Here is a 24,494-nt window from a genome sequence, read left to right as displayed (position 1 = left end):
CGCAGATCTCACGGCAATTGATCGGAAATGCCGCTTCTGCTGTGACGCTGACCGCACGCCATACTATTTCATGTAAAATTGGTCTCAATTTAGCCATCTTTGGAAAAAGAGCCACGCCGGCGCTTCCGAGAAACGCCACAATAACTTGTACGCCTATGGAATATTCGCCGTTCTAGCTTCAATTTTTTGTGCCGACAAGGCTTGCGCGACGAATGCCTCTCCATGGGTCGCAACGGTGCGATCGGCATGACAAGGCCGTGATCTTGGCGAAGCGCAGGTGGGCGGCGAGCATCCGTGGCGGAACACGGATCTTTCGGCAGACGCGTGGATCTCCCGGCAAACCTTGACTCGTCAGGCCTCGTGGCGCATAAGGCGCAGATATTTGCCCGAACCTTGCCGTGTTCGAGAGCCGCCGACTGGTCCGAGAGGCCAGAGGTCAACGTCCGACAGCGCTGTGCGCCCTCGGGCGTGTTCGCGCTTGAAGGCCACGTGCAGCGGCGGGCATCGCAGGAGTGAACATGGCATTGGCTGACACGCCATTGAGGATTGAGGACGCGATCAATGAGCTCTGCCCATGGTCTGGGCGGCCGATCGCGGCTGACAGCCTCACGCGTTACAAAGGGGCGGTCGTCGGCTTCTGCAATCCCGGATGCCGGGACAAATTCGAGACGGCCATCAAGCATTTCGAGGCCGCGCTGGTCGTCCGTCGGGCGACGCGGGCCGGACAAGTCGAGGAGTGAGCTTTGTTCGACAATCTCTCCGATAAACTTTCCGGCATTTTCAATGCGCTGACGAAGCGCGGTGCGCTCTCCGAGGAGGACGTGAATGCGGCCCTCAGGGAAGTGCGTCGCGCCCTGCTGGAGGCGGACGTCGCGCTGGAAGTCGCACGCAGCTTCATCGACAAGGTGCGCAGCCGCGCCGTAGGCGCCGAGGTCATCAAATCGGTGACCCCCGGCCAGATGGTCGTGAAGATCGTTCACGACGAGCTGGTGGCGATGCTTGGCGCGGAAGCCGAGAGCATCGATCTCGAGGCCCCGGCGCCCGTCGGCATTCTGATGGTCGGCCTGCAGGGCTCGGGCAAGACCACGACGACAGCGAAGATCGCCAAGCGCCTCACCGACAAGGCCAAGCGCCGCGTCCTTCTGGCCTCGCTCGATACGCGCCGTCCTGCCGCCATGGAACAGCTCGCCGTGCTTGGCAAGCAGGTCGGCGTCGAGACGTTGCCAATCATCGCCGGCCAGTCGGCGGTGCAGATCGCCCGCCGCGCCATGGAGGCCGCACGGCTCGGCGGCTTCGACGTGGTGATGCTCGATACCGCCGGCCGCGTCACCCTCGACGAGGCGCTGATGCTGGAAGCGGCGGAGGTGAAAGCCGTCGCGCAGCCGCACGAGGTGCTGCTGGTCGCCGATAGCCTCACCGGTCAGGATGCCGTGAATACGGCCAAGGCCTTCGATGGCCGGCTTGGGCTCACGGGCATCGTGCTGACCCGTATGGACGGCGATGGCCGCGGCGGCGCGGCGCTCTCGATGCGCGCCGTCACTGGCAAGCCGATCAAGCTCGTCGGCACTGGTGAGAAGGTCGATGCGCTGGAGGACTTTCACCCAGCGCGCGTTGCGAACCGCATTCTCGGCATGGGCGACATCGTCTCGCTGGTGGAGAAGGCGGCGGAGAGCTTCGACGCCGATCGCGCCAAGCGCATGGCCGAGAAGATGCGCAAGGGATCCTTCGATCTGGAGGATCTGCGTGATCAATTGGCGCAGATGGAAAAGCTCGGCGGCATGGGCGGCCTGCTTGGCATGCTGCCGGGCATCGCCAAGATGAAGTCCCAGATCGCCAGCGCCAATCTCGACGACAAGGTGGTGAAGCGGCAGACCGCCATCATTGATTCGATGACGGTGAAGGAGCGCCGCAATCCGGACATCCTCAAGGCGAGCCGCAAGAAACGCATCGCCGCCGGCTCCGGCACCAAGGTCGAGGACGTCAACAAGCTGCTGAAGATGCACCGGACCATGGCTGACGTCATGAAATCCGTAGGCAAGGGCGGCCGAGGGGGCATCGCGGGCGCACTGGGCAACATGTTCGGGCTTGGCGGCGGCATGCCCAACATCGATCCTTCCAAAGTAACGCCGGAGATGCTGGAGCAGATGAAATCGCAATTGCCCGGCGGGCTTGGCGGTGGCGGTTTGCCTGCCCTGCCGCCGGGCGGTTTCGGGGGTGGTCCCAAGCTTCCCGGCATGGGTGGGGGGCTTCCCGGCCTCGGGCCGAAACTGCCCGGCCTCGGCGGGTTTCCCGGATTGGGGAAGAAGAAGTGATGGACGCGCATCCCGAATTGCTGCGCTTGCGCGGCAGCATCGACAATATTGACGCGGCGCTGGTGCATCTTCTGGCAGAGCGCTTCAAGTGCACCCAGGCGGTCGGCGAGTACAAGGCAACCCATGACTTGCCGCCCGCCGATCCCAGCCGCGAGGCCAGACAGATCGCGCGCTTGAGGGCCCTCGCCGCCGACGCCAATCTCGACCCAGACTTCGCCGAGAAGTTCTTGAACTTCATCGTCAAGGAAGTGATCCGGCATCACGAAACCATCAAGAGCCGGCAGAACCAGGGCGCCTGAGGCGCCCCTATCGTTAGACCTGAGGAGTAGTCTTTAATGTCCCTGAAGATCCGTCTGACCCGTGGCGGCGCCAAGAAGCGTCCTTACTACCGCATCGTGGTGGCCGACGCCCGCGCCCCGCGTGACGGCCGCTTCATCGAGAAGATCGGCGCGTATGATCCGATGAAGCCGAAGGATGACGCGGCTCGCGTCGTGCTCGACGTCGAGAAGGCCAAGTCCTGGCTCGCCAAGGGGGCCCAGCCGACCGACCGCGTGCTGCGCTTCCTCGATGCCGCCGGCGTCGCCAAGCGTCCTGCCCGCAACAACCCCAAGAAGGCTGCGCCGGGCAAGAAGGCCCAGGAGCGTGCAGCTGAGCGCGCGGCTGCCGCTGGCGCCGAGACTGCTGAGGCGTAAGCCACGCAACGCAGGGGCAGGATCCTGAATGGCAAGAAAGCCCTCTCGTCCGGCCCTGGCGCGTCCGAGCTCCTCCCATCCGCGGGTGGAGATCGAGAAGCGCCCGCCGATTGCGCATGGATCTCCCGCCCCGAAAGGGCGGGAAAAGCCGCGTCCCGGGCTGGTGCTCGTGGGTGAATTCGGCCGCGCGCATGGTGTCCGCGGCGAGGTGCGGCTCAAGTCCTTTACAGGTGAGCCTGAGGCCATCAAGGGCTACTCGCCGCTTGAGACCGCCGATGGCGCGCGCAGCTTCGTGCTGAACCACGTGCGCCCGGCTGCCGGCCCGGCGGGCGACATGCTGGTGGCACGGGTCGCGGGTATCGACAACCGGGACGCCGCCGAGGCGCTGAACCGCGTCGCCCTGTATATTCCACGTGAGCGGCTCGCAAGCGATCTCGAGGAAGAAGAGTTTCTCCAGGCCGATCTCATCGGCCTTGCCGTCATTGCGGAGGACGGCGCGCGCCTCGGAACGCTCATCGGCTTCCACAATTTTGGAGCGGGCGACATCATCGAGGTCCGCAAGGCCGACAGCCCTGTCACGGCGATGGTGCCCTTCAGCAAGGCCGCGGTTCCCATCGTTTCCGTGAAAGACGGGCATGTTGTGGTGGCTGACAAGGGCCTCTTCGATCCGGTGGAGCCGGATGATCCCGATGAGGACAGCCGATCCTCGCGCGATTGAGACCGATAACTTGATGCCGATGACGTGATGCCGATGACTTGGCGCGCCACGATTCTCACCCTCTACCCCGGGATGTTTCCCGGTCCGCTCGGCACCAGCTTGTCGGGGGATGCGCTGTCGCGCGGGCTCTGGAGCCTCGAGGCGCGCCAGATCCGAGAGCATGGCATCGGCCGCCACGCTAAGGTGGACGATACCCCCGCTGGGGGCGGCCCGGGTATGGTCCTGAGGGCCGATGTGCTGGCCTCCGCCATTGATGCGGTGGCGGAACAGGGCGACCTTAGGCCGCGCTTGCTGATGAGCCCGCGCGGGCGCCCGTTTTCGCAGGCGGACGCGCGCCGGCTTGCGACGGGCCCGGGGCTCGTGATCGTCTGTGGCCGCTTCGAGGGCGTCGACGAGCGTGTGATCGCAGGGCGCGGTCTAACCGAGGTCTCCATCGGCGACTACGTGCTTTCTGGCGGCGAGATTCCGGCCATGGTGCTGACCGATGCCTGCGTGCGGCTGTTGCCGGGCGTGATGGGCGCCTACGCGTCTGGAGATGAAGAGAGCTTCGAGAACGGGCTTCTCGAGTATCCTCAGTATACAAGGCCGCGAGAATGGGAGGGGCGTGCCATCCCGGACGTGCTTTTGTCCGGCGATCACGGTGCCATCGCGCGCTGGCGACGCCAGGAAGCGGAGCGTTTGACGGCGGAGCGCCGGCCGGATCTGCTCGACAGAGATTAGGTCGAAGGCGAATGTGGCTCGTACAGGCTGAATGCTCTTCCACTCTTCCGCTTGCTCGCGGGCGAGCGACGCCTTTGCATCATCGCGCGACTGGCCAGAGGCGCTGATCTCCTCCCTCGGGCGAGGGGCGGGTGAAGGAGACTAAACCGGGATCAAGGCGTCGGCTGCAGCGCCACCGGTCGGCTGGCGCGGCGCTTTGCTCCTCGACAGGACCCTTCGGCTGGTGTATAGCGCCCCATCCTCGGTGGCCGGTATGGTTCGCTGCGGACACCCAATTCAAAACAGCGTCGCCGAAACGCTGGCGCCCGTGAGGGCGTCTCGGCAGGAGTTGAACCGATGAACATCATTGAAGCGCTTGACAAAGAGCAGATCGCCAAGCTCACCGAAGGCCGCGAGCTTCCCGATTTCGAGCCCGGCGACACTGTGCAGGTGAACGTGAAGGTCAAGGAAGGCGAGCGCACGCGCGTCCAGGCCTATGAGGGTGTCTGCATCGCTCGTGATGGCGGTGGCATCAACCAGAGCTTCACTGTCCGCAAGATTTCCTATGGCGAAGGTGTCGAGCGCGTGTTCCCGCTCTATTCGCCGAACATCGATTCCATCAAGGTCGTCCGCCGCGGCAAGGTGCGTCGCGCCAAGCTCTACTACCTGCGTGACCGTCGCGGTAAGTCCGCCCGTATCGCCGAGCGCGCCGATCGCGCGCAGAAGACCAAGGGCGCCGAGGCAACCGCCGCCGAGTAATCGCATATTCCATTCCGGCTCTCATGCCGGAGTGTCGAGGCGGGCCTGCCTGTCTTTTCGCTGACGATCCTTTTGGGATTGCGCGGAAGGCATGCGGTTCCCGCCTTTTTTCTTGGGTTCTCGTCGCAGAAGCCACGATCGGCTAGGGTGCGCGGCATTGATGCCGCCTCTCTTTGCCTCTGTCGCGGTATTGATTGTCGGATCTTTTTGGATCTGCTAAAAACTAGACATTATGACCATGCAATGCCCACAGGATCGGCTGTTACCGGCCTCGTCGCGCGCCTTGAGGGCGCGACCGGTGGTGACGACCCACGAGTTTGCTGCGTTGCATGATCACGCGCGTCTGCCGGGACGTTTCTTCGGACGCCTGACCACGGCCGCGAACGCGCAACTTACGGTGATCTGACGCCGGCTCCGCCGGCTCAAATGTCGCGTGTGGATATCCTCCGCGCGCGCGGCCGTTATCGATGGCGCCAAGAACAGCCATCCCGCAGTTGAGATCATCACGCCATGAAGCCTCGCACTCTCTACGACAAGATTTGGGACGACCACCTGGTCGACGAACAGCCCGACGGCACCTGCCTGCTCTATATCGACCGCCACCTCGTGCATGAGGTGACGAGTCCCCAGGCCTTCGAGGGCCTGCGCGTCGCGGGCCGCAAGCTGCGTGCGCCCCAAAAGACACTCGCCGTCGTCGACCACAACGTTCCCACAAGCGATCGCTCGAAGGGCATCGACGATCCCGAGGCGGCGACGCAGGTGGCGGCGTTGGCAGAGAACGCTCGCGATTTCGGCGTCGAGTACTATAACGAGCGCGACGTCCGCCAAGGCATCGTCCACGTCATCGGGCCGGAGCAGGGCTTCACGCTGCCGGGCACCACGATCGTCTGTGGCGACAGCCACACCTCGACTCATGGCGCCTTCGGCGCGCTTGCCCATGGCATCGGCACGTCGGAGGTGGAGCACGTGCTCGCCACCCAGACGCTGATCCAGAAAAAGGCCAAGAACATGCGCGTGACGGTGGACGGCCAGCTGCCGCCCGGCGTCACCGCCAAGGACATCGTGCTGGCGATCATCGGTGAGATCGGCACGGCCGGCGGCACCGGCCATGTCATCGAATATGCCGGCGAGGCGATCCGCTCGCTGTCCATGGAAGGCCGCATGACGGTCTGCAACATGTCGATCGAGGGCGGCGCCCGAGCCGGCCTCGTCGCACCGGATGAGAAGACCTACGAATATCTGAAGGGCCGCCCGAAGGCGCCGACGGGCGCCGCCTGGGACGAGGCCGTCCGCTTCTGGAACAGCCTCAGGACGGATGAGGGGGCGGTCTTCGACAGCGAGATCCGGCTCGACGCCGCCAGCCTGCCGCCGATCGTGACCTGGGGCACAAGTCCCGAGGATGTCGTCGCGGTGACTGGCGTCGTACCCAATCCGGACGAGATCCAGGACGAGAACAAGCGGAACTCCAAGTGGCGTGCGCTCGAGTATATCGGCCTGAAGCCCGGTACCAAAATGACCGATGTGACGGTGGATCGTGTGTTCATCGGCTCCTGCACCAACGGCCGTATCGAGGACATGCGCGCTGCCGCCGCCATGGTGCAGGGCAAGACCGTGCATCCGAGCGTCAGCGCGATGGTCGTGCCGGGCTCGGGTCTGGTGAAGCTTCAGGCCGAGGAGGAAGGCCTGGACGTGATCTTCCGCGAAGCGGGCTTCGACTGGCGCGAGCCGGGCTGCTCCATGTGCCTTGCCATGAACGCCGACAAGCTGAAGCCGGGCGAGCGCTGCGCGTCGACCTCGAACCGCAATTTCGAAGGGCGCCAGGGTTTCAAGGGCCGCACGCATCTCGTTTCGCCAGCCATGGCGGCGGCGGCGGCGATTGCGGGACGCTTTGTCGACATCCGGGACTGGAGATGACCGCGAACCGGCCGTCGCCCGCCGGCGCGGCCACCATGACGGCAGCAGCCGACCTTGTGCTGCGGGAACTTGAGCCCGCTGATGGGCGCGCGCTGCTGCCCCTGATCACGGCCTATGGCGAGGCCCTCAGCCATGGCGAGGACAGCGGCGACAAGCCAGACCTCGCCTATGTCGAACGGTTGCTGACTGAGCCAGGCGTCATCATCCGAGGCGCTTTCAGTGGCAGGGCTGAAGATCGCAAGCTCGTTGGCTTTGCTCTGTACTACGACCTGCCGGAGGCTATTTCCCGGCGTCGCGCGGGGCAGATTGACGATCTCTATGTCCTCGCTGAAGCGCGGGGGCAGGGAATTGCCCGGGCGTTGATCGACGATATTGTCGCCGAAGGGCGCAAGCGCGGCTGGATCCAATTGCGCTGGATGGTTCCTCGCGACAATCTCGGCGCGCAGCGGCTGTATGACCGCATAGCTGAGGCAGCGCCCTGGAAGAACTATGTGATCTGGCTTGAGCCAGGCATTTCCTGGTGAGGCTTAACCGCTAGTGGTGCACGGCCGTGGCGGGCCATGATGGTGGGTCATGACGAAAGGTGATGACGAACGGGAGCGGGAAGCGAAGGAAACGCTGGAGCGTGTTTCCCGTGACAGCGAGGCGATTGCCGATTCCGGCGTTGCCCGTGTCGTTCGCCACATGACCGGGGCAGATGCGCCCGTCTTGCCGGATGGACGTCGTGATCCGATCGAAGTCTGGGGACGGCGGATCGGACGGGCCATCGGGCTGGTGATCGTCATCTACCTCGCGGTGTCGCTGTTCACGCAGCTGCGGAGCTGAGCGACGGCTTTTCGGGACTATTCTGTGAACGGAGAGTGACAGCGTGGCATCGGTGCACAATCTTGCGGGCGACCAGCCGCTTGCCTGGGGCAGGCGAATGGCTCCGACCTTGGCCGATGTCGAGATTCTGGCGGAGCGTGCCCTGGCACAACTGCCTGACGCATTTCGCACATTATGCAGTGGCGTCGTGCTGACGATCGAGGATTTTCCCGATGAAGAGACGATCGAGGAAATGGACCTCGAAAGTCCTTTCGATCTCCTTGGCCTGTTCCGCGGACATGGTCTGGCGCAACAGGGCGCGGGGCCTTTGAGCGGGCAGATGCCGAATATGGTCTTCCTCTATCGTCGGCCGATCCTCGACTATTGGGCCGAGCATGAGGAGACGCTCGGCGCGATCGTGACGCATGTGCTCGTGCATGAGATCGGGCATCATTTCGGTTTGTCTGACGAGGATATCGAGGCGATCGAGCGGGAAGCCGGTTGATGAAATCTGCGGAGTCTGAGGCTCCGCTGCGTGAGGATTTGGGTGGAAGGACTGGACGGATGGATAAATTCACAACCCTGACGGGGGTCGCGGCGCCGCTGGAGATCGTCAATGTCGATACCGACATGATCATCCCGAAGCAGTATCTGAAGACGATCAAGCGCACGGGTCTCGGGGCCGGCCTCTTCGCGGAGATGCGCTTCAAGGAAGACGGCTCCGAGAATCCGGACTTCATCCTTAACAAGCCGGCTTATCGCAACGCGCAAATCCTTGTAGCCGGCGACAACTTCGGCTGCGGCTCCTCGCGCGAGCACGCGCCTTGGGCATTGCTGGACTTCGGCATCCGCTGCGTGATCTCGACGTCCTTCGCGGATATTTTCTACAACAACTGCTTCCAGAACGGCATCCTGCCGATCAAGGTCTCTCCGGAAGACCTCGAAAAGCTCATGGACGATGCGCGCCGCGGCGCCAATGCCACGCTCACGGTCGATCTGGAGAGCCAGACCATCAAGGGCCCGGACGGCGGCAGCATCACTTTCGACCTCGACCCGTTCCGCAAACACTGCATGCTCAATGGCCTTGACGGTGTCGGCCTGACCATGGAGAAGCGGGACGCGATCTCCAGCTATGAGACCAAGACGAAAGAGACGCATCCCTGGCTCTGATCGGGCGGGGCCCGCACCGGCTGCCCGGGGCGTCATTTGCGACTTGAAATGCGGCGGGAGCCTCCAAGAGGCATCCCGCCGTTGTTGTTTCTGAAATGGATGTATTTATGAATATTGCATTCGAATTGCGATCTTAGTTTCGTGATGGGACATGCCATATAGTAGAAGTGTTGCAGAAATTGGGGATTTCAACGCATATGTGAGTCATATCTTTATGGGTGGAGTGATCGTTCATTCGAGCTTCAACCGGATGGCAGGTTTTCACAACGACAAGATGGGCTGCGTGCATAATGCCATTCGCTTCATCATCGACCGATTGCCTGATCATCTCCCTCGCATCTCGCCGCTGAACGTGATGTTGCATCCTCGCGTCCCATGCGAGGCCTGCTGGTGGCCGGAGGGGCCGGGTGGCAAGCGCACCATGTTCGTGGGTGACAAGATCTTTGACGTGAATGATCATTACCCCGGCCAGAGCCCAATCTTCGGGGAAGGCTCCAAGGGCAAGCGTGGCATTCCGGATCAGCTGCGGGACGCCGGCATCACGAGCCAGATAGCTGGGCTCGCGCCGGTACCGAGCCGCAGTGCCTCGGAGGCGATACGCGGGATCGCGGCTGTCGTGCACGAGTTTGGCCATTTCCTGCATGAGGCGCACAGGCCGGATATGTTCTGGAGATTTAAAAAGGTGTCCAGGACGCCTTCGTCGCGCCCCATATCGGGATGCAGGTGAGCGGCTACGCGACGATCAATCCGCTGGAGTTCGTCGCCGAGGTCTTTACCGGCCTGGTGTTCGGCATTCGTTATTCCGAGGCCGTGATCGGGGAATACCACGCCTATGGCGGGGTTGACCTCTGACGGAGCCTCTCATCAGCCTGTATGCCAATCGCTTGATGGATCGGATTGTTGCCGGATCCGATTGTCGTCAGGTGCGATGCTTGCCAAGTCCCCGCGGAACGTCTTAAACCTCCGACACAATCCATCTCGGCGTAGTCTCGCGAGGCATCATGGCATCCTTCAATCTCCTCCTCCTGCCCGGCGACGGGATCGGTCCCGAAGTCATGAGCGAAGTGGAGAAGCTCGTTCGCTGGTTCGACAAGGAAAGCGGCAATCGTTTCGAAACCGAGCGCCACCTTGTGGGCGGCTCTGCCTATGACGCCAACGGCGTTGCCATCACCGACGAGGCGATGGGGCTTGCGATGGCGTCCGACGCGGTGTTGTTCGGCGCCGTCGGCGGGCCGAAATGGGACAAGGTTCCCTACGAGCATCGCCCGGAGGCTGGCCTGCTGCGCCTCCGCAAGGACCTCGGCCTTTTTGCCAATCTGCGCCCCGCCATCTGCTATCCCGCGCTGGCCGACGCGTCGTCGTTGAAGCGCGAGCTGGTCGAGGGGCTCGACATTCTCATCGTGCGTGAGTTGACCGGCGGCGTCTATTTCGGCGAGCCGAAGGAGATCGTGACATTGGAGAACGGCGAAAAGCGCGCCGTGGACACCCAGCTCTACACGACTCACGAAATTGACCGCATCGCCCGCATCGCTTTCGACCTTGCCGGCAAGCGCCGCAACAAGGTGGCTTCAGCCGAGAAGCGCAACGTGATGAAGTCCGGCGTGCTGTGGAACGAGGTCGTCACCCGCGTGCATGGCGACTATCCAGGCATCGCGCTGGAGCATGTGCTCGCCGACAACTGCGCGATGCAGCTTGTGCGCAACCCCAAGCAGTATGACGTCATCGTCACCGACAACCTGTTCGGCGACATTCTCTCGGATGTGGCGGCGATGTTGACGGGTTCGCTCGGCATGTTGCCCTCCGCGGCCCTTGGCGCCGTTGACCCTGCGACCGGCAAGCGGCGCGCGATGTATGAGCCCGTGCATGGTTCCGCGCCCGATATCGCCGGCCAGAGCCTTGCCAATCCGATCGCCATGATCGGGTCTTTCGCCATGGCCTTGCGCTATTCCTGCAATCTCGTCGAGGAGGCGGATCTGCTGGAGAAGGCGGTTGCCAACGTTCTGGGGAGCGGCCTGCGCACGCGGGATATCGCGGGACCGGGCACCAATGCTGCCAGCACCGGCGAGATGGGCGATGCCGTTCTGGCCGAGCTGCAGAAGCTTGCCCGCTGATAGCTCAGCGAGACTGACGGATGTTGTGGGAGCGCCTTTGGGCGCTCCTTACTTTTTCTTGAAGTCGAAGCTTGCCACCATCAGCGACGCGTCGGGATGGAAATAGGATACCGTCCAGCGGTTCGGCAGCGTCTCGAGTTCTTCGTTATATGCCTTCGCACCTTGAACATAGTCGCTGCGCGCCACGACCATGCGTTGTTCGTGCTCGGCCAATTGCGCCAGAAGCGCCTTGACTTTGGGATCTGCGGCATCGGCCGGATGGGCGTTGACGAGATCCAGCACCTCTCCGAGCGCATCCGAGAGGGCATCCTGAGTCGCCATGAAAGCGCGCAGCTTGTCGGGCGAATAGGGCGTGCTGGGGTCCGGCGATAGTGCCTCGACATCTTCGGCGGCGGTCACGATGCGCTCGCGTAGCTGGTCGTTGGCCTCGACGCGGATGGCGAGCGCAACCATGGCCGGGGCCACGGCCGTGCGCGCCTTGAATTCCTTTTCGACGTTACCCCAGGCGGCGACTGCATTTTCTGCGCGTATGGGGATCTCCGCGGCGCTGTTCCTGGCGAACACAACCGTTGCCGCGCCAAAACACACTGCCGTCACGACAGCGACAACGCTGATGAGCGCGCGTGACCCCATGGTCAGATTTCCCCGATCGTCAGATGTGTAGATGAAGTGGTTGCAAGGCGGAATGCTCGCCAGAACAGGCGCACCGGCGTCATGGTTGGCGACCCGCGGAACGGCCGGCTGTCGCCCAGTACACCAGGCCTGCAAGCGCGCCGGTCAGGAACAGCACGAGGGTGATGTCCGCCTCACCTTGCGTGCCCTCCGTCGAACCACGCGCGATCCAGGGTAGCGCTGCCGTTAGAAGCGCAGTGGCGCCGGAGTACCAGACGAAGGAGCGCCAGCCGGCGAATTCGCCCACGAAGGCGATGACGGCGGGCGGCAGCGCGACGAAACCAACCGTCAGCATCCAGAGCGCCAGCAGCGCCCCGCGCGGCGCCTCGGCGTCGCCGGTCATCGTCAGGGCATCGAAAAAAGCGAGCAGGCCCGCAAGGCTCAGCCCGGCGAAGAGCTGGGCGAGCGCGGGCTGGAATGTGGCGGCAAGCATGAGGAAGATGAGGCCGGCGGTCACGGCGCAGCCGATACCGAGCGGCACAAGGATAAAGCGCGCGAGAAGGCGCATCGATCAGTCTCCGGCCGTGAACAGGCCTTCGGCGCCGATGCCGCTCTCCGCCATCAGGCGCGCTCGCGCCCGAAGCTTTTCCGTCTCGCTCTTCAACTGGCCGCAGGCGGCCAGGATGTCGCGGCCGCGCGGCGTTCGCACCGGGCTCGCGTAACCGGCCCTGAACACGATGTCGGAGAATGTCTCGATCGTATCCCAGTCCGAGCACTCATACTGTGTTCCTGGCCAGGGATTGAATGGGATGAGGTTGATCTTGGCCGGGATGCCCTTGAGGAGACGCACGAGCTCGCGCGCGTCGGCCGGGCTGTCGTTGATCCCCTTTAGCATCACATATTCGAACGTGATTCGGCGGGCATTCGAGACGCCGGGGTAGTTGCGGCAGGCGTCCAGAAGCTCGGCGATCGGATATTTCTTGTTCAGCGGAACGAGCGTATTGCGCAGGTCATCCCGCACCGCATGGAGCGAGATAGCGAGCATTGAACCGATTTCCTCGCCGGCTCGAGGGATCATCGGGACAACGCCGGAGGTCGACAGAGTAATGCGGCGCTTACCGAGCGACAGGCCGTCGCCATCAGCGACCACGCCCATGGCATCACGGACATTGTCGAAGTTATAAAGCGGCTCGCCCATGCCCATCAGGACGATGTTGGTGACGAAACGGCTGCCGTCGCCGGGCAGGAGGCCCTGTTCACGCGCGCCTGGCGGCGGCGACTGGCCGGGCCAGTCGCCCAAGCGATCGCGAGCAACCACGAGCTGCGCGACAATTTCAGCGGCGGTGAGATTGCGCACCAGCTTCTGCGTTCCAGTGTGGCAGAAGGAACAGTTCAGGGTGCAGCCCACTTGGCTCGAGATGCAAAGCGTTGCCCGGTCCGCCTCCGGGATGTAGACGCATTCGATCTCAGGGCCGACGCCTTTCACCTTTTCGTGAGCGGCGACGGGCGCCATACGCATCAACCATTTCCGTGTGCCGTCGCGTGACACCTGCTCGGTGACGACTTCAGGACGGTCGAGCGTGAACGCATCCCCAAGCCTCGCGCGCAGGTCTTTGCTGATCGTTGTCATGGCCCCGAAATCGGTGACGCCACGCTGGTAGATCCAGCTCCAGAGCTGGGCTGTCCGCATCTTGAGGTCGCGATCGGGCACGCCGATCGACGACAGGGCTGTTCTCAATTCCCCGCGCGTCGCGCCGAGCAGTGAAGGCGCCCGTTCATCGACGGACTGGGCGGCGCCGACAGGCGCATGCGCGACGGCCGCCACGGAGGCGCTGTTGCGTCTGGCAAAGTCGAGCGAAACCTCGGCCATCGATGGTCATCTCATATAACGATGCACGAAACCGGGACGGCAACGCGTCATGGAACCGTGCATGTGGGTTGTGGTCCATCCGGAGCTGCGATGTCGCGTGCGCCGCGGTGACATGCGCTCCAAGGAATGCAGAATGCGCCGCTATAGCACGGTCGAGACGGCACGGCCATGCCGTTTCCGCATTTCCGCTATCCGTCGAGCCTCTCGTACAGCAGGGCACCGGAGCGCGGATCGACAGCAAAATCCATTACCTGGCCGTTCTTCATGCCTTCACCTTCCCAGCGGCCATCGTCGGCTTCGAGGGCATGTATGGCGCTGTAGCCGGTCGCCTTCAATTTCGCGATGACTTGCTCCATCGGGAGCCAATCGGGGCCGGGAACGTCCGCAAGGGCGTGGCTCGTGAAGGTCGCGGTCACGGCGAGGGCGCAGAGTACGGCTTTCATACGCGACAAGGCTTCTTCCTCGATTGTTCGATACATGCAAACGGCGCCACACGGGCGCCGTCATTAGAACCGGGAATCAATCTGGAGGCGAATAAAGGATTCGCTATTTCTTGCATTCTGCAGCGGCGCGCTCCAGCGCCTGGGTGAAGCCAGCCAGCGAATACTCATCCGTGAGGTTGCTGCCGCGGCGCGATTGCGACTTCACGATGAGCTTGGCGCCGGCGCGGAAGGCGGCGAGCACGCGGGCTTCCTCGGCGGGATTCTTGACCCAGGCGTTGCTGTCTTTGGTTACGAGGGCAAATTTCGCATCACCCACGGTCGCCGTGGCCTCTGCGCCCTCCTTCGTCGGAAAGCCCATCACGAGACTGATCTCGTTGCGGACATTCTCAGCCGGCCGCGTAGAAATGAACAGATAGGCCGGATCGCGATTCAAGCCCTGAGGCAGGCGGCTCTTGGGCTGCGACAGTGCATAGCACACCTTGTTGCGTCCCTGGCCTGAGGCATAGGCGCCCCAGTCACCTGAGGAGGCGAGAAGAACCGCCTGGCTCTGGCCGCCCGCGCCTTGCGCCGTCGCGCTGGTCGTCGCTGCTCCGTAACCACACAAGAGCAGGGTGACCATGAAGAAGCCCCGAAGGGGCTGGAAGGAGAGATGCCGAATCATGAACGCATGTTACTCCCCGCAGCCCGCAGGAAAAGCGGGCGCGTTCCCTTAACCGTATTCTGTACCATGATATATTCTGTACCATGATATAGAAACTCAGGCATAATTTTCCCTGAACGGGCGATGCGTAACGCGCGAACGTTAATGGCTTTTGCCGCCTAGATGTCCATCTCGGACAAAGTTTCGTGAGCACGCCGGCGATGATCATCGGTGATCGATGTGGCAACGCCCGTGATTGCTGCCGCGAGAAGCGCCATGTCATCGCCATAGCCTAGCAGCGGAATGATGTCCGGAACCGAGTCCAAGGGCAGGATGAAATAAGCCAACGCGCCGTAGAGCACCACCTTCACGCGGCGTGGCGTCTTGGGATCGAGCGCGCAGTAATAGGCGGCGACGAGGTCGTTCGCGAATGGCACGTTGCGCGCCACCCGCTTCAGGGCAGGCCAGAAGCCACGCTTGACGCGCACCTCGGCATCTCCGTCCTCCGCCCTGGCCCGGCGCCGGATCTCGGCCATTTCTTCCGGCGTGAGCCTATGTCCGAAACCGGAACCAGCGAAATCGCCAGCAGCCATTGCCTTATGCATCCTTCCCGGTGGCGGGCACCCAGGCCCGCAGCCACATCGCCCTGAAACATGGGGTCAGTAGGGGGAAGGTGCAAGCGTGGCCAAAGACGAACCGCCGGAGCAACCGCCGAGAGCGCTCCGTGACGGGGGCGGCTAACCGCCGCGCGCGATGAGCGGATCGTCACAGCAGCGGATAGACCGCCTCGGTGATATACGGCCCGCCCCCAACCGAGGCGCGCGCCGACATGAGCACGAAATGATCGACCGGGAAGGTGATGGACTGGGGTGCGCTGCGGGTCGAAAGATAATCCGCGACATCAAGTGGCGAGGCATCGCGCAGCCGCGCCAAAGTGACATGGGGCGTGAATTTCCGGGTTTCGGGGTCGAGGCCCGCGCGACGGCAGCGGCGTTCGTGGTCCGCCTGCAACTCCATCAAGGGCGCGGTGGGCGCCGCCCGGGCGATGATTGCACGCGGGCGGGCGCCGCCGAAGCTGTCGAGACCCTCGATGGTGACATCGAACGGACGGCGGTGGATTTCCGCCAGGGTTTCGTCGATGTCACGGGCCATGGCATCGTCGATATCGCCGATGAAGCGCAACGTGATGTGATAGTCGTCGGGTTCCATCCAGCGCGCCCCTGGCAGCCCGCCACGCAGGAGTGACAGTGCGCTGGCGACATCCTCCGGGATGGAGAGGGCGGAAAACAAGCGCGGCATGGTCATCTCCTCAAGGGTGTTCCGTTCTCGTCGGCGCCGATCCCTCCCCTCCAAGGGGAGGGTGGCCTCGCGTCAGCGAGGTCGGGTGGGGGCACCAGGCCGGGACGATGCCTCGTTGGCCAAGTTGCTGTTGCTATTTTCTCGCGGCACCATCATGTCGGCCCCACCCGGCGCCTGCGGCGCCACCCTCCCCTGGAGGGGAGGGATCAGCGCCCGCCGCCGGAGCCCTATCGGGCGTGAATGTCGATTGAGCTTAGGGGCAGGGGTTCTGGTGCAGCAGGTGGATGTTGTTGATCTGCTGTTCGACTTCCTCCGTCAGTGAAAGGTCGATGGCATCGATATTGATCTTGAGTTGCTCGAGGTTGCTCGCGCCAACAATGGCGGCGGTCACGAAGGGCCGGGACAGCACGAAAGCCAGCGCCATTTGTGCGGGATCGAGGCCGCTTGTGGCGGCGAGGCCAAGATAAGCGTCGAACGCCGCCTGCGCGCCGGGGGTCTCGTAGCGCTGCAGCCGGTTGTAAAGCTGCTTTCGGCTTCCCTTGGGCAGGGCGCCGTTCTGGTATTTGCCGGTGAGGTAACCCTGCGCCAGCGGTGAATAGGCGAGAAGGCCCGTGTTCTCCCGCAGCGCGATTTCCGCGAGACCAATCTCGAAGGTGCGGTTGACCAGCGAATACGCATTCTGGATTGATTGCACGCGCGGCTTGTCGCCCGTCTCCGCGGCGTGAAGGAAGCTCATTGCGCCCCACGGGCTCTCGTTGGAGAGGCCGATGAAGCGCACCTTGCCAGCTTTGACAATGTCGTTGAGGGCATCGAGTATTTCGGGGATCGGATTCTCGGGCCCACTCATTTCCTTGAAAATCGTGGGGTTGGAGCCGAATTGGCTGACTGCGCGATCAGGCCAATGCAGCTGGTAAAGATCGATATAGTCCGTCTTCAGGCGCTTGAGGCTTTTATCGACCGCCTCCTGGATCTGGGCCCGGTTCAGTTCCCCGGGTAGGCCGCCCTCCCGGAACCAGGTGTTGGGGGTGCGTCCTACGATCTTGGTGGCAAGGATGATCTTGTCGCGCTGCCCGCGTTCCAAGAGCCAGTCCCCGACGATGCGCTCGGTTGAGCCTTGTGTCTCCGGCTTCGGCGGCACCGAATAAAGCTCGGCTGTATCGAAGAAATTTACGCCCCGTTCGACGGCATAGTCCATCTGGGCGAAACCTTCGGCCTTCGTGTTCTGGTCGCCGAAGGTCATCGTGCCGAGACAGATCCGGCTGACGTCGAGGCCGGTGCGGCCGAGTTTGGTGTAGCGCATGGAAGGGCGATGTCCCCGTGTTGCTGATCTCAGTGTGGAAAGGGCCGCAGGCAAGTTGCCGTCAGCGTTTGGGAAGAGAGGCGATGAACTGTTCGACGGTCGGCAACATCGCCGTCGCGATACGCCGCACGCCTTCGGCTGTCGGATGAAGTCCGTCGGGAAGATTGAGCGACGTGTTGCCAGCCACCCCCTCGAGAAAAAAGGGATAAAGCGCCAGGCCATGCGTCCTGGCAAGCTCCGGATAGATGGCATTGAAGCGCTGGACATAGTCGGCGCCGAGATTGGGAGCCGCCTGCATGCCCGCGAGCAGCACGGGGATGTTGCGCTCCTTCAGCCGTTTGATGATGCTGTCGAGGGTAGCCTTCGTCACCGCGGGATCGATGCCGCGCAACATGTCGTTGGCGCCGAGCTCGAGAATCACCCCTTGCGTGTCGTCCGGGATGGACCAGTCGAGCCGGGCGAGCCCAGCGGAGGCAGTGTCACCCGAGACGCCGGCATTCACCAGTTCCACCCGGACGCCCTTCTCCGCGAGCATCGCCTGCAGGACGGGCGGAAGGGCCTGGTTCGCTGGCAGGCCGTAGCCCGCGACGAGGCTGTCGCCGAAGACGACGATCTTGGGCGGTTCGGCGGCGTGAGCGGGGAAAATCATCAACGGAAAGCACAGCGTTAGCGCGAGTGAGAGGGCTATCAGGTGCGTTGTCACACCTCGAAAAGAGGAAGCCAGGTGAGACAAACATTGGATCACGACGCGATCTCTCCCATATGACGTTGGCTGTCTGAACAGTGGCGTATGCTCGGCAGAACAGGCCCTGCGCGTTCCGTACCCTGCGCGGGCCCACAGAAGCGGTCCGGAATGGTCCGGCGCTTGGCGGGCTCGATATGATGGATGGATTGTGATGATGGCAGCGTGGGCCTTTGCTGTAAGGCGGACGAACGTTGCATGACCGGGTGGGCAGAAGCGGAGCGGAAGGTATGGAACCTACAGTGGAAGCAGATCAGCGCACTGTTCACAATGCTCTCCAGGACAGGCTGACGTCTTCCGCTTCACAGCCCAAGGTGGGACAGATTGTGCCGCAAGGACAACTCCATGCCAACGCCGCCGCGCCGACCGCATCCACCGATATGGCTATCCAGCTTGCGGACGTCCACCTCAGTCTCGGTCATGCCGCTGCTCGCGTGCATATTCTGAAAGGCATATCACTGGCGGTACGTCCCGGCGAGGCCATCGGTCTGGTTGGCCCTTCTGGCTCCGGCAAGTCGACGCTCTTGATGACGCTGGCGGGCCTTGAACGTGCTGATAAGGGATCGGTCATCGTCGCGGGCCAGGAGCTCGGGAACCTTGATGAGGATGCGTTGGCGCGCTTCCGCGGCCGCAACATCGGCATCGTTTTCCAGTCCTTCCATCTCGTGCCTACGATGACGGCGCTGGAGAATGTCGCCCTACCGATCGAGCTGGCCGCTGGGCGCGATGCTTTCGAGCGGGCGGCGGCTTCGCTCGAGCGCGTGGGACTCGGCCATCGCCTCAGCCACTATCCGTCCCAGTTGTCGGGCGGCGAGCAGCAGCGCGTCGCCATAGCCCGGGCGACGGTCGGCCATCCGCCGATCCTTGTGGCAGACGAACCCACGGGCAATCTCGACGAGGCGACGGGGAGCAGCATCGTCGAGCTGTTGTTCGAGTTGAAGCGGGATCGCCATGCGACGCTCGTGCTCGTGACCCATGATCCGAGCCTTGCGGCTCGTTGTGATCGCGTTGTGCATCTCCGGTCCGGCCTGGTTGAGGCGGACCATGCATCCGTCAACCGTTGAGAGGCAGCCCCGTGCAGGGATTCGTTGCTGATCGATCCGGCTGGGCCGGCCTCACTCTCGTCGTCAGGCTGGCGCTGAGAGAGATGCGCGGCGGCCTGCGTGGCTTCGGGATCTTCCTTGCCTGCGTGGCCCTTGGCGTCGCGGCGATCGCGGCGGTGGGCTCCGTTGGACGTAGCCTCACGGATGGCCTGGCCTCCCAAGGCCGCCTCATCCTGGGCGGAGACCTCAGCTACTCGCTTGTTCAGCGGGAGGCGACGGAGAGTGAGCAGGCCTTCCTTGCCGCGCGTGGCGACCTGTCGAGCGTCGCGACGCTTCGCGCGATGGTCGTGGCGGGCGACAAGGGCTCTGCCCTCGTGGAGGTCAAGGCCGTTGATGGTCGCTATCCCTCGCTGGGCGCACTCGAAACCGACCCGCCCCTGCCGCGCGAGGCGCTCGGTGTGACGGATGGAGCCTACGGAGCGTTCGCGGATCCGGTGCTCCTCGCGCGGCTTGGTCTGAAGGCCGGGGATCGCGTAACCCTGGGGCATTTGCCCCTCATCCTCAAGGCAGCGATTGTCACCGAGCCTGACAAGGTGGTGGCAGGCGTAGGCTTCGGTCCGCGGCTCATGATCTCCCAGGAGGCGCTGAAGGCGTCCGGGCTTCTGCAGCCTGGCAGCCTCGTCCGCTGGACTTATCGCCTCGTGCTGCCGCCGGGCGCCGATGATGATGCGGCGCTCGCCACGATTCAGAGCGCCGTGAAGCAGGCTTTTCCCGACACCGGCTGGGAGATGCGCAGCCGCCTCGAGGCCGCGCCGCGCCTCGCCCGCGAGATCGAGCGCTTTACCCAGTTCCTCACCCTCGTCGGGCTGACAGCGTTGCTTGTCGGCGGTGTCGGCGTTGCGAATGCGGTGAATGCCTTCGTGGATCGTAAGCGACCGTCGATCGCGACGCTGAAGAGCATAGGCGCCCCGGGCGGCCAGGTGGTGGCCATCTATCTGATTCAGGTTATGCTGATGGCGCTGATCGGCGTCGCAATCGGCATGGCGCTGGGGGCGACAGTGCCCTTCCTGCTTTCGACGGTTGGGCGTACGCTTATTCCGCTGCCGCTTGAGCCAAGTTTCGCTCCGCTGGAACTGGCGCTGGCCGCCCTCTATGGGCTGCTCACCGCCTTCGTCTTTGCCCTGCTACCCCTCGGCCGCGCCCATGATGTGCCCGTGACGGCCTTGTTCCGTTCGGCCGTGCAGCTCGACCGCCGCCTGCCGCGGCGTCGCTATGTTGTTGCCCTGGCCCTCGCCATAGCCGCTCTGGTGACCGTTGCTGTGGTCTTCTCTTACGACCGCTGGCTCGCGCTGATGTTCGTTGCCGCCGCAGCCGCTGTCTTCCTCCTGCTGCGACTGGTGGCGAGCGGGCTCATGCGTCTCGCCCGCGCGCTGCCACGGGTGCAGCGGCCGGCGATGCGGCTGGCTATCGCTAACGTCCACCGCCCGGCGGCGCCGACACCGTCCCTGGTGTTGTCCCTTGGGCTCGGAATCACGCTGATCGTGACGCTCGCCCTCATCGAGACAAACCTGCGTAACCAGCTCACGGGCAGCTTGCCCGCGCAGGCGCCGAGCTTTTTCTTCCTTGATGTGCCCGGGAACCAGGCTGAGGAGTTCCGGACGTTTCTGACGGACGAGGCGCCCAACGCCAAGATCGAGCAGGTTCCGATGTTGCGGGGACGCCTGTTGACGCTGAAGGGCGAGCCCGCCGACGGCTACAAGGCTCCGGAGGACGTGCAGTGGGTGCTCGACGGCGATCGCGGCATCACCTATTCCGCGACCGTACCCGAGAATTCGAAGCTCGTTGCCGGGGAATGGTGGCCCGCCGATTATGCCGGTCCCCCGCTCGTCTCCTTCGAGAGCGAGATCGCGGAGAAGCTCCGTCTGAGTATCGGAGACGTTGTCACCGTCAATGTGCTCGGCCGCCGCATCGAGGCGCGGATCGCCAATCTTCGCAAGCTGGAATGGCGTTCGCTCGGCATCAATTTCGTGATGGTCTTCACGCCGAACACCTTTGCGGGAGCCCCTCACACCGACCTCGCGACGCTGAGCTGGCCACGCGGCGAGATCGCGGACAACGCTCTGATCACGCGGGAGGCAGCGCTGCTGCGCAAGGCCGCGGAAACTTTTCCCGTGGTGACGAGCGTGCGTGTACGGGACGCGCTGCAGGCGGTGGACGACATGGTGTCCCAACTGGCGCTCGCCGTGCGGGCGGCAGCTTCAATCGCGCTCGCGGCGAGCGTGCTGGTCCTGGCGGGCGCGATGGCGGCGTCGCATCAGGCACGACTCTATGACGCGGTTGTGCTGAAGACCATCGGCGCAACCCGCGCGCATCTGCTGACGGCCTATATAATCGAGTATGGAGTGATCGCCCTGTCGACGGCCATATTTGGCTTCATCGCGGGCTCCATTGCCGGATGGGCGATAATAACGCGCATCATGAGGCTGAGTTTTGACTTGTCGCCAATGAGCGCGATATTGGCAGCGCTCGTTGCAGTTGTGGTTGCCGTAGGAATCGGGCTTGCCGGGACCTGGAGAATACTTGGCCAGAAGCCTGCGCCATACTTGAGGGATCTGTAGCAAAAGGCGCTTCCTGGCTGGCGTTTGGTCCCTTCTAATCTTTACGAAACGTTCATGTTGAGCCGTATGTCTTGCGTGAGCGCACGGAATGAGTGAGCGGCCCTTGTATCGCGGGCGGCGATGTTCCATATTTCGTCTGCTGCCAATATGTCGCAGCACAACGATTTTTGGAGTTTCGAGAGGGAATCATGTCGGATCTGAACCGCAACACCTACGCCTACGGCAGCGGTGTCGCCCGGGCCGGAACCGCAGAGCTCGACCAGGGTCTGCGGGCCTTCATGCTCGGTGTCTACAACAACATGGTTCTGGGCTTGGCCATTACCGGTCTGGCGGCGCTCGGAACCTACATGGCGGCTGTCACCACTGATCCGGCTGCCGCCGCCGGTCAGTTCAGCAATGGCCTGATGCTGACAAGCGTCGGTGTCGCGCTGTTCGGCTCGCCTTTGAAGTGGGTGGTGATCTTCGCCCCGCTGGCGTTGGTCTTCTTCCTGAGCTTCCGGATAGCGCGGCTGCAGCCCGCCACCGCACGCCTGCTCTTCTTCGCCTACGCGGCGCTGGTGGGCCTGTCGCTGTCGTCGATCTTCCTCGTTTACACCCACGCGTCGATCACGCGGGTGTTCTTCATCACCGCGGCGACCTTCGGCGCGCTGAGCCTCTATGGCTACACGACGAAGCGTAACCTGTCGGCGATGGGCTCGTTTCTGATCATGGGCCTGTTCGGCGTCATCATCGCCTCGCTGGTTAACATCTTCCTGGCGTCGAGCGCCCTGCAGTTCGCAATCTCGGTTGCGGGCGTGCTGGTCTTCGCTGGCCTGACCGCCTGGGATACCCAGCGGATCAAGGAGATGTACTACGAGATGGACGACGGTGCCTCGGCCGCCCGCAAGTCTGTCCTCGGCGCGTTGATGCTCTACCTCGACTTCATCAACATGTTCGTCATGCTGATGCAGCTCTTTGGTCAGCAGCGCAGCAGCTGAGCAAGCTACGAGATCACGAAAAGCCCCGGTTCGCCGGGGCTTTTTTTTGACGTTTCTTGGCGATCCTTGCTCAACAGGGGCCCAAACTGGGGCGCGTTTTGACCATCGAGATCGATGCCGATTTGGTTCGTAGGCTTGTCGCCGAGCAGTTCCCCAGTTTGGCCCATCTGGCGGTCGCGCCAGTCGTGCCCGGAGGCTGGGATAACCGCACCTTCCGTTTGGGCGGTACCATGCTCGTTCGTTTGCCCAGTGCAGCTCGCTATGTCGCGCAGGTCGCGAAAGAGCATCGCTGGCTCCCCGTGCTGGCCCCCGACCTGCCATTGCCGATCCCGGTACCCGTGGCCAGAGGCCAGCCAAGCGCGGAATACCCGTGGCCGTGGTCCATCTATCAGTGGCTGCCCGGCGATCCCGCCGCGGCGGACCTCCACGCGGATCTCTCGCGCATTGCTCGCTCGCTCGCCGACTTTCTCGGTGCGCTTCATCGGATTGATGCCTGTGACGGGCCTCTGCCGGGACAGCACAATTTCCATCGCGGCGGTCGGCTTGCCGAATACGAGAGCGAGGTTCACGCGGCGCTGGCCATCCTTCACAATAAAATCGATACGAGCGTGATGGAGGATGTATGGGCTCGCGCGCTCGCATCGCGATGGGAGCGGCCGCCGGTCTGGGTTCATGGGGACGTGTCGGGTGGCAACTTGTTGGTGCGGGATGGCAATCTTAGCGCTGTCATCGATTTTGGCAGCTCGGCTGTAGGCGACCCCGCATGTGATCTCGTGATTGCGTGGACGTTATTTTCCGGCGCAAGCCGCGAGATCTTTCGGGGGGCACTTTCTCTCGACGAGGCGACATGGAGCCGCGCCCGGGGCTGGGCGCTATGGAAAGCTCTGGTCACTATTGCCGCGTCCGGTACCAATCTCCACCAGGCTGAAACGTCATGGCAGATCATTGCGGAGGTATTGGCTGATCACAAGCAATGCCTCGAAATGTGAAGCAGGCCCCGTCAGAAGCCGTCTGCTCCTAGCGTCCTTGCACTGAGTGCCTTGTAGGTGATTGCGACTGTGATCGCCATCAGCCAACCACGCGCAGGGGCCTGTCGAGAACGCTGATGACCCGGGCGAGTTCGTGACCGCGTTTGAGAATCAAGCCCGAAGCCGCGATGACGCTGTAGGCTCCTTGCCGGCGCGCAAGCTTCGGGTCTTTCTCGATCCGATACATGGGCACTTCCGATGTGCGCCGGAATACCGAGAATACGGCACGGTCTTTCAGGCAGTCGATGGCATAGTCCCGCCACTCGCCGGCCGCGACCTTGCGCCCGTAGAGGTTGAGAATTTCCCGAAGTTCGAGCCGGTCGAACGAGACAACCGGCAACGCGCTCGGCTGGGACGCGGTGGAAAACGCCGCATTGGCCGGAGCGGGTGAGCGGTGGCCTTGCGCTGCCGTGAAGGGAAGGACGGACCGGTCTGATAAGCGGCCTGGCGATGGTTTGTTGTCCGCCGCCGTTGTGATCGCTTCGATGCGATACGCCGACGGCTCGGGCAGGTTGGGCTCGATGTCCGAGCTACCCTCCTCGCTCATTCCGTTACCCTGTTCCTGCCTTCCGCGCCTGACGAACGCCATAGCGCCGAAGCGGCGGCCACGGCGGCCGCCGTACCGAGAACGCGAAAAGGGCTCGCGCTACTGCATTTCATGATGGGGCGCCTCGCCGTGTCATGCAAGCGTCATGAGCTGGATGAAGCGGACGCCTGCTGGCGCAGCGCGCGATTTCAGCCGA

The 24,494-nt window shown here is 63.4% G+C and carries 29 protein-coding genes; 19 read left to right on the top strand and 10 right to left on the bottom strand.

Annotation, left to right across the window (positions count from 1 at the left end; genetic code table 11):
• The first annotated feature begins 518 nt into the window (after nucleotides 1-518).
• From KIO76_RS06165 to leuB, 15 genes are all read left to right on the top strand, one after another.
• Entirely contained in the window at nucleotides 519-740 is a 222-nt protein-coding gene (locus KIO76_RS06165; RefSeq protein ID WP_213321951.1) for an eL24 family ribosomal protein, read from the top strand.
• A 3-nt stretch (nucleotides 741-743) separates the two neighbouring features.
• Nucleotides 744-2,312, top strand: coding sequence for a signal recognition particle protein (ffh, locus tag KIO76_RS06160; RefSeq protein WP_213321950.1), 1,569 nt, complete (start codon nucleotides 744-746; stop codon nucleotides 2,310-2,312).
• Nucleotides 2,312-2,611 carry a chorismate mutase gene (locus KIO76_RS06155; RefSeq protein ID WP_213321949.1) on the top strand — a complete coding sequence of 100 codons (300 nt, stop codon included), beginning with the start codon at nucleotides 2,312-2,314 and terminating at the stop codon, nucleotides 2,609-2,611. Before ffh ends, KIO76_RS06155 begins: the two co-directional genes overlap by 1 nt.
• 36 nt (nucleotides 2,612-2,647) lie before the next feature.
• Nucleotides 2,648-3,004: a 30S ribosomal protein S16 gene (rpsP, locus tag KIO76_RS06150; RefSeq protein ID WP_213321948.1), complete on the top strand. Its 357-nt coding sequence runs from the start codon at nucleotides 2,648-2,650 to the stop codon at nucleotides 3,002-3,004.
• A gap of 28 nt (nucleotides 3,005-3,032) precedes the next feature.
• Nucleotides 3,033-3,722 carry a ribosome maturation factor RimM gene (gene rimM / locus KIO76_RS06145; protein WP_213321947.1) on the top strand — a complete coding sequence of 230 codons (690 nt, stop codon included), beginning with the start codon at nucleotides 3,033-3,035 and terminating at the stop codon, nucleotides 3,720-3,722.
• A gap of 27 nt (nucleotides 3,723-3,749) precedes the next feature.
• Nucleotides 3,750-4,442, top strand: a complete 693-nt coding sequence (trmD, locus tag KIO76_RS06140) for a tRNA (guanosine(37)-N1)-methyltransferase TrmD (protein WP_213321946.1) — start codon at nucleotides 3,750-3,752, stop codon at nucleotides 4,440-4,442.
• A 336-nt stretch (nucleotides 4,443-4,778) separates the two neighbouring features.
• The gene (gene rplS / locus KIO76_RS06135) at nucleotides 4,779-5,180 is read left to right on the top strand and encodes a 50S ribosomal protein L19 (RefSeq protein ID WP_213321945.1); all 402 of its coding nucleotides are present in this window, start codon (nucleotides 4,779-4,781) and stop codon (nucleotides 5,178-5,180) included.
• 510 nt (nucleotides 5,181-5,690) lie between these two features.
• Entirely contained in the window at nucleotides 5,691-7,094 is a 1,404-nt protein-coding gene (gene leuC / locus KIO76_RS06130; protein WP_213321944.1) for a 3-isopropylmalate dehydratase large subunit, read from the top strand.
• The gene (locus tag KIO76_RS06125; RefSeq protein ID WP_249729507.1) at nucleotides 7,091-7,618 is read left to right on the top strand and encodes a GNAT family N-acetyltransferase; all 528 of its coding nucleotides are present in this window, start codon (nucleotides 7,091-7,093) and stop codon (nucleotides 7,616-7,618) included. Before leuC ends, KIO76_RS06125 begins: the two co-directional genes overlap by 4 nt.
• 49 nt (nucleotides 7,619-7,667) lie before the next feature.
• Nucleotides 7,668-7,919 carry a hypothetical protein gene (locus tag KIO76_RS06120; RefSeq protein WP_213321943.1) on the top strand — a complete coding sequence of 84 codons (252 nt, stop codon included), beginning with the start codon at nucleotides 7,668-7,670 and terminating at the stop codon, nucleotides 7,917-7,919.
• Between the two features lie 97 nt (nucleotides 7,920-8,016).
• Complete coding sequence (locus tag KIO76_RS06115) at nucleotides 8,017-8,403, top strand: metallopeptidase family protein (RefSeq protein ID WP_213325067.1); 387 nt, start codon at nucleotides 8,017-8,019, stop codon at nucleotides 8,401-8,403.
• A gap of 59 nt (nucleotides 8,404-8,462) precedes the next feature.
• A complete protein-coding gene (leuD, locus tag KIO76_RS06110; protein ID WP_213321942.1) occupies nucleotides 8,463-9,068 on the top strand; it encodes a 3-isopropylmalate dehydratase small subunit in 606 nt (201 codons plus the stop codon).
• Nucleotides 9,069-9,267: 199 nt separating this feature from the next.
• Nucleotides 9,268-9,795 carry a hypothetical protein gene (locus KIO76_RS06105; protein ID WP_213321941.1) on the top strand — a complete coding sequence of 176 codons (528 nt, stop codon included), beginning with the start codon at nucleotides 9,268-9,270 and terminating at the stop codon, nucleotides 9,793-9,795.
• Nucleotides 9,792-9,920 (top strand): hypothetical protein, encoded by a 129-nt coding sequence (locus KIO76_RS31320; RefSeq protein WP_283771412.1) that lies wholly within the window; start codon nucleotides 9,792-9,794, stop codon nucleotides 9,918-9,920. Before KIO76_RS06105 ends, KIO76_RS31320 begins: the two co-directional genes overlap by 4 nt.
• A gap of 149 nt (nucleotides 9,921-10,069) precedes the next feature.
• A complete protein-coding gene (gene leuB, locus KIO76_RS06100; RefSeq protein WP_213321940.1) occupies nucleotides 10,070-11,179 on the top strand; it encodes a 3-isopropylmalate dehydrogenase in 1,110 nt (369 codons plus the stop codon).
• 48 nt (nucleotides 11,180-11,227) lie between these two features.
• Here leuB and KIO76_RS06095 read toward each other — a convergent pair whose 3' ends face one another.
• The 9 genes from KIO76_RS06095 to KIO76_RS06055 all read right to left on the bottom strand — a co-directional run bounded on the left by KIO76_RS06095 (nucleotide 11,228) and on the right by KIO76_RS06055 (nucleotide 17,992).
• Nucleotides 11,228-11,812: a LemA family protein gene (locus KIO76_RS06095; RefSeq protein WP_213321939.1), complete on the bottom strand. Its 585-nt coding sequence runs from the start codon at nucleotides 11,810-11,812 to the stop codon at nucleotides 11,228-11,230.
• Nucleotides 11,813-11,891: 79 nt separating this feature from the next.
• Nucleotides 11,892-12,359, bottom strand: coding sequence for a hypothetical protein (locus KIO76_RS06090; RefSeq protein WP_213321938.1), 468 nt, complete (start codon nucleotides 12,357-12,359; stop codon nucleotides 11,892-11,894).
• A 3-nt stretch (nucleotides 12,360-12,362) separates the two neighbouring features.
• Nucleotides 12,363-13,661, bottom strand: coding sequence for a dual-specificity RNA methyltransferase RlmN (gene rlmN / locus KIO76_RS06085; RefSeq protein WP_213321937.1), 1,299 nt, complete (start codon nucleotides 13,659-13,661; stop codon nucleotides 12,363-12,365).
• Between the two features lie 188 nt (nucleotides 13,662-13,849).
• Nucleotides 13,850-14,104, bottom strand: coding sequence for a PepSY domain-containing protein (locus KIO76_RS06080; protein ID WP_213325066.1), 255 nt, complete (start codon nucleotides 14,102-14,104; stop codon nucleotides 13,850-13,852).
• 103 nt (nucleotides 14,105-14,207) lie between these two features.
• Nucleotides 14,208-14,765, bottom strand: coding sequence for an invasion associated locus B family protein (locus tag KIO76_RS06075; RefSeq protein ID WP_249729506.1), 558 nt, complete (start codon nucleotides 14,763-14,765; stop codon nucleotides 14,208-14,210).
• Between the two features lie 158 nt (nucleotides 14,766-14,923).
• Nucleotides 14,924-15,337 carry a YkvA family protein gene (locus KIO76_RS06070; protein ID WP_249729505.1) on the bottom strand — a complete coding sequence of 138 codons (414 nt, stop codon included), beginning with the start codon at nucleotides 15,335-15,337 and terminating at the stop codon, nucleotides 14,924-14,926.
• Between the two features lie 172 nt (nucleotides 15,338-15,509).
• On the bottom strand, nucleotides 15,510-16,043 hold the full coding sequence (thpR, locus tag KIO76_RS06065) for an RNA 2',3'-cyclic phosphodiesterase (protein WP_213321936.1): 534 nt from the start codon (nucleotides 16,041-16,043) through the stop codon (nucleotides 15,510-15,512).
• Nucleotides 16,044-16,296: 253 nt separating this feature from the next.
• Complete coding sequence (locus tag KIO76_RS06060; RefSeq protein WP_213321935.1) at nucleotides 16,297-17,343, bottom strand: aldo/keto reductase; 1,047 nt, start codon at nucleotides 17,341-17,343, stop codon at nucleotides 16,297-16,299.
• A gap of 61 nt (nucleotides 17,344-17,404) precedes the next feature.
• Nucleotides 17,405-17,992 carry an arylesterase gene (locus KIO76_RS06055; protein WP_213325060.1) on the bottom strand — a complete coding sequence of 196 codons (588 nt, stop codon included), beginning with the start codon at nucleotides 17,990-17,992 and terminating at the stop codon, nucleotides 17,405-17,407.
• 473 nt (nucleotides 17,993-18,465) lie between these two features.
• Here KIO76_RS06055 and KIO76_RS06050 point away from each other — a divergent pair, with 473 nt between their 5' ends.
• From KIO76_RS06050 to KIO76_RS06035, 4 genes are all read left to right on the top strand, one after another.
• Nucleotides 18,466-19,149 (top strand): ABC transporter ATP-binding protein, encoded by a 684-nt coding sequence (locus tag KIO76_RS06050; RefSeq protein ID WP_249729764.1) that lies wholly within the window; start codon nucleotides 18,466-18,468, stop codon nucleotides 19,147-19,149.
• Nucleotides 19,150-19,160: 11 nt separating this feature from the next.
• Nucleotides 19,161-21,746, top strand: a complete 2,586-nt coding sequence (locus tag KIO76_RS06045) for an ABC transporter permease (protein WP_291976682.1) — start codon at nucleotides 19,161-19,163, stop codon at nucleotides 21,744-21,746.
• 188 nt (nucleotides 21,747-21,934) lie between these two features.
• The gene (locus KIO76_RS06040; protein ID WP_213321933.1) at nucleotides 21,935-22,723 is read left to right on the top strand and encodes a Bax inhibitor-1/YccA family protein; all 789 of its coding nucleotides are present in this window, start codon (nucleotides 21,935-21,937) and stop codon (nucleotides 22,721-22,723) included.
• Nucleotides 22,724-22,821: 98 nt separating this feature from the next.
• Complete coding sequence (locus tag KIO76_RS06035; protein ID WP_213321932.1) at nucleotides 22,822-23,712, top strand: aminoglycoside phosphotransferase family protein; 891 nt, start codon at nucleotides 22,822-22,824, stop codon at nucleotides 23,710-23,712.
• A gap of 79 nt (nucleotides 23,713-23,791) precedes the next feature.
• Here the strand turns inward: KIO76_RS06035 and KIO76_RS06030 are convergent, their stop codons facing one another.
• Complete coding sequence (locus KIO76_RS06030) at nucleotides 23,792-24,091, bottom strand: DUF2794 domain-containing protein (protein ID WP_249729762.1); 300 nt, start codon at nucleotides 24,089-24,091, stop codon at nucleotides 23,792-23,794.
• Between the last annotated feature and the right edge of the window lie 403 nt (nucleotides 24,092-24,494).

The organism is Chelatococcus sp. YT9, assembly GCF_018398315.1.
Classification (GTDB): Bacteria; Pseudomonadota; Alphaproteobacteria; order Rhizobiales; family Beijerinckiaceae; genus Chelatococcus.
Note: the sequence above shows the minus strand (reverse complement) of the source record. Positions and strands in the feature narration are given on the sequence as shown.

What these genes read in the sequence shown, in the direction of transcription:
- KIO76_RS06165 (WP_213321951.1), top strand. Translation starts at nt 519, where the DNA reads ATGGCATTGGCTGACACGCCATTGAGGATTGAGGACGCGATCAATGAG.
- KIO76_RS06155 (WP_213321949.1), top strand. Translation starts at nt 2,312, where the DNA reads ATGGACGCGCATCCCGAATTGCTGCGCTTGCGCGGCAGCATCGACAAT.
- rpsP (WP_213321948.1), top strand. Translation starts at nt 2,648, where the DNA reads ATGTCCCTGAAGATCCGTCTGACCCGTGGCGGCGCCAAGAAGCGTCCT.
- rimM (WP_213321947.1), top strand. Translation starts at nt 3,033, where the DNA reads ATGGCAAGAAAGCCCTCTCGTCCGGCCCTGGCGCGTCCGAGCTCCTCC.
- trmD (WP_213321946.1), top strand. Translation starts at nt 3,750, where the DNA reads ATGCCGATGACTTGGCGCGCCACGATTCTCACCCTCTACCCCGGGATG.
- rplS (WP_213321945.1), top strand. Translation starts at nt 4,779, where the DNA reads ATGAACATCATTGAAGCGCTTGACAAAGAGCAGATCGCCAAGCTCACC.
- leuC (WP_213321944.1), top strand. Translation starts at nt 5,691, where the DNA reads ATGAAGCCTCGCACTCTCTACGACAAGATTTGGGACGACCACCTGGTC.
- KIO76_RS06125 (WP_249729507.1), top strand. Translation starts at nt 7,091, where the DNA reads ATGACCGCGAACCGGCCGTCGCCCGCCGGCGCGGCCACCATGACGGCA.
- KIO76_RS06120 (WP_213321943.1), top strand. Translation starts at nt 7,668, where the DNA reads ATGACGAAAGGTGATGACGAACGGGAGCGGGAAGCGAAGGAAACGCTG.
- KIO76_RS06115 (WP_213325067.1), top strand. Translation starts at nt 8,017, where the DNA reads ATGGCTCCGACCTTGGCCGATGTCGAGATTCTGGCGGAGCGTGCCCTG.
- leuD (WP_213321942.1), top strand. Translation starts at nt 8,463, where the DNA reads ATGGATAAATTCACAACCCTGACGGGGGTCGCGGCGCCGCTGGAGATC.
- leuB (WP_213321940.1), top strand. Translation starts at nt 10,070, where the DNA reads ATGGCATCCTTCAATCTCCTCCTCCTGCCCGGCGACGGGATCGGTCCC.
- KIO76_RS06095 (WP_213321939.1), bottom strand. Translation starts at nt 11,812, where the DNA reads ATGGGGTCACGCGCGCTCATCAGCGTTGTCGCTGTCGTGACGGCAGTG.
- KIO76_RS06090 (WP_213321938.1), bottom strand. Translation starts at nt 12,359, where the DNA reads ATGCGCCTTCTCGCGCGCTTTATCCTTGTGCCGCTCGGTATCGGCTGC.
- rlmN (WP_213321937.1), bottom strand. Translation starts at nt 13,661, where the DNA reads ATGGCCGAGGTTTCGCTCGACTTTGCCAGACGCAACAGCGCCTCCGTG.
- KIO76_RS06080 (WP_213325066.1), bottom strand. Translation starts at nt 14,104, where the DNA reads ATGAAAGCCGTACTCTGCGCCCTCGCCGTGACCGCGACCTTCACGAGC.
- KIO76_RS06075 (WP_249729506.1), bottom strand. Translation starts at nt 14,765, where the DNA reads ATGATTCGGCATCTCTCCTTCCAGCCCCTTCGGGGCTTCTTCATGGTC.
- KIO76_RS06070 (WP_249729505.1), bottom strand. Translation starts at nt 15,337, where the DNA reads ATGGCTGCTGGCGATTTCGCTGGTTCCGGTTTCGGACATAGGCTCACG.
- thpR (WP_213321936.1), bottom strand. Translation starts at nt 16,043, where the DNA reads ATGCCGCGCTTGTTTTCCGCCCTCTCCATCCCGGAGGATGTCGCCAGC.
- KIO76_RS06060 (WP_213321935.1), bottom strand. Translation starts at nt 17,343, where the DNA reads ATGCGCTACACCAAACTCGGCCGCACCGGCCTCGACGTCAGCCGGATC.
- KIO76_RS06055 (WP_213325060.1), bottom strand. Translation starts at nt 17,992, where the DNA reads ATGATTTTCCCCGCTCACGCCGCCGAACCGCCCAAGATCGTCGTCTTC.
- KIO76_RS06050 (WP_249729764.1), top strand. Translation starts at nt 18,466, where the DNA reads ATGGCTATCCAGCTTGCGGACGTCCACCTCAGTCTCGGTCATGCCGCT.
- KIO76_RS06040 (WP_213321933.1), top strand. Translation starts at nt 21,935, where the DNA reads ATGTCGGATCTGAACCGCAACACCTACGCCTACGGCAGCGGTGTCGCC.